Here is a 6365-nt window from a genome sequence, read left to right on the forward strand (position 1 = left end):
CGAAATTTAGGGCGGAACGCGATGGCGGTAAATCGGGTTTGCAGCGTCGAGAGCGATTTATTCCCAGTGTTGCTCAGCCCCATGCAGGCTGTCGCCGATAGCGCCGACCAGTGGGTCGTACTTGGCCTTGAGCGAGGCGGGATATTCGATCCAGACTGTATGGATTGCATCCTCTTTTTCGAAGACGATTCGGGTATAGAAGATCTTGTCGCCTTTGGTGCCTGAGACCACTGCCCAGTTCTTACCGGTTTTGCTGTAAGTGACCTTTTCCCCAGAGTCAGGGTCGGCTTTTTCCTTTTCAACCAGACTGTCGGGCGTATCTTCCGTCAGCTTGTATCCGCCGTAACAGGACAAGCTCGCACCATCGGGGCTAAGCCATTTTCGACCGTCGCCATTGAGGGACTCAGGCATCGGCTTGCTGAAAATCTGGCTCGGGAACGTGCACACCGTGCCATAGCGCGCATTGATGTAGGTGAACGGCTTTGCGAGCGCCACTGTGGTCGCCAATGATAGGGCCACGACCAGCGCTGACAGCCCGGGTTGGCAAACACGCTGCATGGAAATCCCCCTCGCTTCCAACGGAAGCATTCTGCACCAATCGGGGAGAAAATCAGCCGCCGGTGACGCTCATATGTCTCGACACCGACGGGCGGCTGGTGCGGCGGTCGATGATGAAATCATGGCCCTTCGGCTTGCGGCCGATCGCTTCGTCGATGGCAGCAGCGACCAGTTCGTTGCCTTCGGACGCACGCAGCGGGGCGCGCAGGTCGGCGGCATCCTCCTGACCCAGGCACATATAGAGCGTGCCGGTGCAGGTCAGCCGCACGCGGTTGCAGCTTTCGCAGAAATTATGCGTCATCGGCGTGATGAAGCCCAGCCTGCCGCCGGTCTCTGCGACATGGACGTAGCGGGCCGGACCGCCGGTCTTGTAGGGGATGTCGCTCAGCGTGAACTGGCGCTCGAGCGAAGCGCGCAGCAGCGACAGCGGCAGATACTGGTCGGTGCGGTCGGCGTCGATCTCGCCCATCGGCATGGTTTCGATGACGGTCAAGTCCATGCCGCGGCCATGTGCCCAGCGCATCATCTCCGGCAGTTCGGCGTCGTTGAAGTCCTTCAGCGCAACGGCGTTGAGCTTCACCTTCAGCCCCGCCGCCTGCGCGGCATCGATGCCTTGCATGACCTTGCCGAGATGGCCCCAGCGGGTGATGGCGTGGAACTTGTCGGCATCGAGCGTGTCGAGCGAGACATTGATGCGCTCGACACCGCAATCGGCAAGCTCAGCGGCAAAGCGCGACAGCTGCGAGCCATTGGTGGTCAGCGTCAACTCTTCCAGCGCGCCGCTCTTCAAGTGCCGCGACAACTGGCGCACCAGATGCATGATGTTCTTGCGCACCAGCGGCTCGCCGCCGGTGAGGCGCAGTTTGCGCACGCCCTTTTCGATGAAGACGGTGCAGAGCCGGTCGAGTTCCTCGAGCGACAGCAGGTCCTTTTTGGGCAGGAACGCCATGTCCTCGGCCATGCAATAGGTGCAGCGGAAATCGCAGCGGTCGGTGACCGACACGCGCAAGTAGCTGATCGTGCGACCGAAGGGATCGATCATGTCCATGCGTTCAAGCGTTTCCAATGCTGCGAGTGGTGCCGTTATATACGGCTATGTGATACGATCCAACCCGCCATTCAAGATAGCCGCTCTCGATCTTTGGTGACATTCCCCGGCCGACATCCGATGTCGGCCGGGTCCAAATGGCCTTTTCCGCTCGCGCGAAGCAGCGTAGGGAAGGGCGGATCGATGCGGGATGCAGAACAATGACGGCGCCGAAGGAACTCAGGGTCTCGAAGGACAGAAAACTGCTGTCCGTCACCTTTCCCGATCATCGGCCGTTCGAACTGCCGGCCGAACTGCTGCGCGTCGCTTCACCCTCGGCCGAGGTGCAGGGCCATTCGCCGGACCAGCGGGTGACGGTTCCCGGCAAGCGCAACGTGGCCATCCTCAAGATCGAGCCGGTCGGCAACTACGCCGTGCGCATCACCTTCGACGATTTTCACGACACCGGCATCTTCACCTGGAATTACCTGCACACGCTTGGCCACGAAAAGGGCGCGCGCTGGAATGCCTATCTCGCCGAGCTCCAGGAGAAGGGACTGAGCCGCGACCGCTAGTTCGGCACTGTCGGCAAAACGTCATTGACTGGGGGTAAACGCTGGCAACGGTTCGGAGACGGGAAATGTCTGAGATCACATCGGTTGAACAACTTGAAGCGCTCTACGGCTTGCCCGGCGAAGCGTCGACGGTCAAGGAACTCGACCACGTCATTCCCGAATATGCCGCCTTCATCGAAGCCTCGCCTTTTGTCGCTCTGGCGACGAGCGGGCCGGAAGGGCTGGACTGCTCGCCGCGCGGCGATCTCGCCGGCTTTGTGCGCATGCATGACCCGAGAACGCTGATGATGCCGGACCGACGCGGCAACAACCGCGCCGATTCGCTTAAGAACATCATCCGCAATCCTCGCGTCGGGCTGCTGTTTCTTGTGCCGGGTTCGGGCACGACGCTGCGCGTCAACGGCCGCGCCCGCATCACCACCGACGCCGCGCTTTGCGCCTCCTTCGCCGTCGAAGGCAAGCCGGCGCGCTCGGTCACCGTGGTCGATGTCGATTCGGTCTATTTCCAGTGCGCCCGCGCCATCGTTCGCTCGGAGCTGTGGAACCCGGCAAAGCACGTCGACCCGAAATCGCTGCCGACACCCGGAACAATCCTGGAAGTCACCAGCCGCAAGAACATCGATGCCGGTACTTACGACAAGGAATGGCCGGAGCGGGCGAAGAAGACGATGTGGTGAGGTGGGAGGCGCGTGGATCGAACGGCTCAGGTATCCTTCAGCACGTCATAGATCTTGCGCATCTGTTCGCCGATCATGTCGCACTGTTCCGCTGTCGACTGGCTCATCGCCTTTTCGATCAGCGCCATATGCACCTTCAGCGCTTTCATCAGGAGCTCCGTGCCGGCCTCGGTAAGCGTCAGCCGCAGCACGCGCTTGTCCTTCTCGTCGCCTTCGCGGCGCAGCAGGCCGCGCGCCTCGAGCTGCGGCAACAGCATGGTGATGTTGGAGCGGCCGACCAGCAGTTTGCGGGCGAGATCGTGCTGCGACATGCCGGGATGGCGATAGAGGTTCATCAGCACGTCGAGCTGCGCCGGCTTGAGATCCAGCGGCGCCAGCTTTACCGCCAGCGTACGCTCCAGCACATGGCAGGCGCGCGCCACCGCGACCCAGTTGCGAAAGCGCGGGTTGTCCCAGGGCAGCTCTTGTTTAATGTTCATGTTTGAACTATTATGTTCATGCTTGAACGGAATGGATGGATCGCCACTATGGCATCATTTGGACTGAAGGTCATCCGGGGCGTGTTCCGCGCCGCCGAGCATGTGGCGCCCCGCCTGAGCGGGCGCGCCGCCTTCGAACTGTTCTGCCGCACGCCCAGCGTCAAGGCGCTCAGCGACGGTGAACGGCGTGCGGTCGACCGCGCCGCCGGCTTCATGGCCGAGGCGCGCCATCATCGGCTGCCGACCAAGGCCGGCTGCGTCATGGTGCACGAATTCCGGCCCGAGCCGGGCAGGGCGTCCGCCGGCACGGTGCTGGTGGTCCATGGCTGGCGTTCGCGCACGGAATATATGCGGGCGCTGATCGAAGGCTTTCGCGATGCGGGCTACCGGGTCGCCTCGCTCGACCTGCCGGGCCATGGCCAGTCGCTGGGCCGTCATCTCAATATGGTCAATGCGGTCGAGGCGGTCAGGGTCGCCGGCGAATGGTTCGGTCCGTTCAAGGCGATCGTCGGCCATTCCTTCGGTGGCGCCGTCGCCGCCAATGCCATTGCCGGTTCGATCAGGGGTATCCACCCAGTGGCGGCCGAGCGGCTGGTGCTGGTGGCCGCGCCAAGTTCCCTGCCGGCGATCTTCGCCGACTTCAGCCGCATGCTCAACGTCGGCCCGCGTTCGCAGGTTTCCATGGCCGATCAGGTGAAAAGGTTGTCGGGCCGGCCGCTGCACGAATTCACCGGCGACCGCCAATTGGCCGAAGCGCCGGTGCCGACGCTGGTCATCCATGCGCCGGACGATCGCGAAGTTCCGGCCGACCATGCCAGGCGCTACGCCGGCGCCGGCAGCCATGTGCGGCTGCACTGGGCCGATGGGCTCGGCCACCGTCGCATTCTCGCTGACAAAGGTGTCATCGAACGCGCCGTCACCTTTGTCAAAAACGAGCGCGAGCCGATACTGCATTGATTCCAATGGGTGTATTGTCGACTCCGACAACGCCGGAGCGGTGAGCTAACCGTTCTTCTTGCCGCCCGGCTCGACGGGCAATCCGGCCGACTTCCAGGCGGTATAGCCGCCAAGGATGTGCTTGACCGGCGACAGCCCCATATCCTGCGCCGTCTTGGTGGCCAGCGCCGAGCGCCAGCCGCCGGCGCAAAAGAAGACGAAGCTCTTGCCCGAGGCAAAGAACGGCTTGTGGTAGGGGCTTTCGGGATCGATCCAGAATTCCAGCATGCCGCGAGTGACATGTTTGGCGCCGGGGATCTGGCCGTCCCGCTCGATCTCGCGTGGATCGCGCAGGTCGACGAAGATGGTGTCCTCGTCGTCGAGCAGCCCGGCCGCTTCCTCGGGCGAGACCACCTCGATCTCGGCATTGGCCTCGTCGAGCAACTCGCGATACCCTTTTTTCACGGATGATCCCTCCCGGCGCATTTCGCCGCCGACTGGATTTCCAGCACAAGCTCCGCGCTTTGTCACGCTGTTCCGACCAGCCCCTGCCACGCCGCCATCGCTCCGGCCACTGTGGCCATCAGCGCTTCGCACGAGGCGCCGTCGCGGGCCTGGATCGACATGCCGTGCTGGACCGTCGCATAGAAGGTCGCCGCCGCGTTGCTGTCGAAGCCCGCCGGCAATTCGCCTTCCGCCACACCGCGTTCCAGCCGTCTCAGCAAGAGGGTGTGGTTTTCGGCGCGGCGGCGGCGCAAATCATCGCAGATCGCGCCGCTGCTTGAATCCTGGTGCAGTGCGCCCAGCGCGATGAGACAGCCCTGCGGGCGGTCGTCCTGAGAGTACGCTATTGCCGTCTGGCGCAGGAAATTCTCGATCGCCTGGCATGCCGTCGGCGCTTCGTCCAGCGCGCTCCAGATCTCGGTGCCTTCGTTGCGGGTGTAATACTCGGTCGCTTCCAGAAACAGCGCCTCCTTGCTGCCGAAGGCGGCATAGAGGCTGGGCGAGCTGATCCCCATCGCCGCGGTCAGGTCGGCGATCGAGGTGCCCTCATAGCCTTTGGCCCAGAACAGCTCCATCGCCTGCCGCAAGGCGGCGGTTCGATCGAAGGTGCGGGGACGGCCTCTTTCCGGCATGACGATCTTTTCTGTGTTGATCGACACATAATTCACTTGACGTCGCCAGGCAAGGTTGCCAGATATTTATGTATCGATCGTTACATAACGGAGAAATGACATGTCAGCGAACGGATTGAACGGCAAGGCAGCACTGGTCACCGGCGGCAGCCGCGGCATAGGTGCTGCGATAGCAAAACGGCTTGCGGCCGATGGCGCCGACGTCGCCATCACCTACGTCAACAGCTCGGCGCCGGCCCAAGCTGTCGTCGCCGAGATTATAGCGGCAGGTGGTCGCGCGATCGCCATCCAAGCCGACAATCGCGACGCTGCCGCCATCGAAAATTCGGTCACCGAGGCGGTGAATGCCTTCGGCCGGCTCGACATCCTGGTCAACAGCGCCGGCATCTGGCGCGCGGCGCCCATCGAACAGATGTCGCTGGCCGACTTTGACGAGACCATTGAGGTCAATCTGAGAGCGCCGTTCGTGGCCTCGAAGGCGGCAGCGGCTCACATGGGCGAGGGCGGCCGCATCATTTCGATCGGCAGCAATCTGGCCGAGCGCGTCACCGACACCAGCCTCAGCGCCTATTCGACAAGCAAGGCTGCGCTGGTCGGCCTGACCAAGGCGCTGGCGCGAGACCTCGGTCCGCGCGGCATCACCGCCAACGTCGTTCATCCCGGTTCGACCGACACCGACATGAACCCGGCCCAAGGCCCGCATGCCGAACACCAGCGGCGGAAGATGGCGACGCCCCGCTTCGGCAAGGCTGACGAGATCGCCGGCATGGTTGCCTGGCTCGCCGGTCCGGAAGGGCGCTTCGTCACCGGCGCCGCGCTCACCATCGACGGTGGCGCCAACGCCTGAAGCAGCAGCCGCTTTGACCGGTCTGGCACGGCAACCCCGGCACACACGAGAAACTTTTTTTTAACCCGTGAGCAAACCGGACTCGGAAAATTATTGAAGCGTATACGAAACATTTTGGAAACGGATAGTA

9 protein-coding genes are annotated in these 6365 nt (G+C 62.9%); 4 read left to right on the forward strand and 5 right to left on the reverse strand.

Going from position 1 to position 6365, the window contains the following annotated elements; genetic code table 11:
* Positions 1–57: 57 nt before the first annotated feature.
* Both NKH35_RS24635 and moaA read right to left on the reverse strand, forming a co-directional pair.
* Entirely contained in the window at positions 58–495 is a 438-nt protein-coding gene (locus NKH35_RS24635; RefSeq protein WP_352916685.1) for a hypothetical protein, read from the reverse strand.
* A 115-nt stretch (positions 496–610) separates the two neighbouring features.
* The gene (gene moaA, locus NKH35_RS24640; RefSeq protein ID WP_031195678.1) at positions 611–1606 is read right to left on the reverse strand and encodes a GTP 3',8-cyclase MoaA; all 996 of its coding nucleotides are present in this window, start codon (positions 1604–1606) and stop codon (positions 611–613) included.
* 200 nt (positions 1607–1806) lie between these two features.
* Here moaA and NKH35_RS24645 point away from each other — a divergent pair, with 200 nt between their 5' ends.
* Both NKH35_RS24645 and NKH35_RS24650 read left to right on the forward strand, forming a co-directional pair.
* The gene (locus NKH35_RS24645) at positions 1807–2160 is read left to right on the forward strand and encodes a gamma-butyrobetaine hydroxylase family protein (protein ID WP_352916687.1); all 354 of its coding nucleotides are present in this window, start codon (positions 1807–1809) and stop codon (positions 2158–2160) included.
* 65 nt (positions 2161–2225) lie between these two features.
* A complete protein-coding gene (locus tag NKH35_RS24650) occupies positions 2226–2837 on the forward strand; it encodes a pyridoxamine 5'-phosphate oxidase family protein (protein ID WP_352916689.1) in 612 nt (203 codons plus the stop codon).
* A 26-nt stretch (positions 2838–2863) separates the two neighbouring features.
* On the opposite strand, the gene NKH35_RS24655 is transcribed toward NKH35_RS24650, so the two are convergent.
* Positions 2864–3316, reverse strand: a complete 453-nt coding sequence (locus NKH35_RS24655) for a MarR family winged helix-turn-helix transcriptional regulator (protein ID WP_023682500.1) — start codon at positions 3314–3316, stop codon at positions 2864–2866.
* A 48-nt stretch (positions 3317–3364) separates the two neighbouring features.
* On the opposite strand from NKH35_RS24655, the gene NKH35_RS24660 reads away from it, so the two are divergent.
* Entirely contained in the window at positions 3365–4273 is a 909-nt protein-coding gene (locus NKH35_RS24660; RefSeq protein WP_352916690.1) for an alpha/beta hydrolase, read from the forward strand.
* A 45-nt stretch (positions 4274–4318) separates the two neighbouring features.
* Here the strand turns inward: NKH35_RS24660 and NKH35_RS24665 are convergent, their stop codons facing one another.
* Positions 4319–4717: a rhodanese-like domain-containing protein gene (locus NKH35_RS24665; RefSeq protein WP_023690747.1), complete on the reverse strand. Its 399-nt coding sequence runs from the start codon at positions 4715–4717 to the stop codon at positions 4319–4321.
* A gap of 62 nt (positions 4718–4779) precedes the next feature.
* On the reverse strand, positions 4780–5388 hold the full coding sequence (locus NKH35_RS24670; RefSeq protein ID WP_023690748.1) for a TetR/AcrR family transcriptional regulator: 609 nt from the start codon (positions 5386–5388) through the stop codon (positions 4780–4782).
* Between the two features lie 100 nt (positions 5389–5488).
* On the opposite strand from NKH35_RS24670, the gene NKH35_RS24675 reads away from it, so the two are divergent.
* Positions 5489–6235, forward strand: coding sequence for a 3-oxoacyl-ACP reductase family protein (locus NKH35_RS24675; protein ID WP_352916692.1), 747 nt, complete (start codon positions 5489–5491; stop codon positions 6233–6235).
* The last annotated feature ends 130 nt before the right edge of the window (positions 6236–6365 follow it).

The organism is Mesorhizobium sp. M1143 (assembly GCF_040318435.1).
GTDB lineage: Bacteria > Pseudomonadota > Alphaproteobacteria > Rhizobiales > Rhizobiaceae > Mesorhizobium.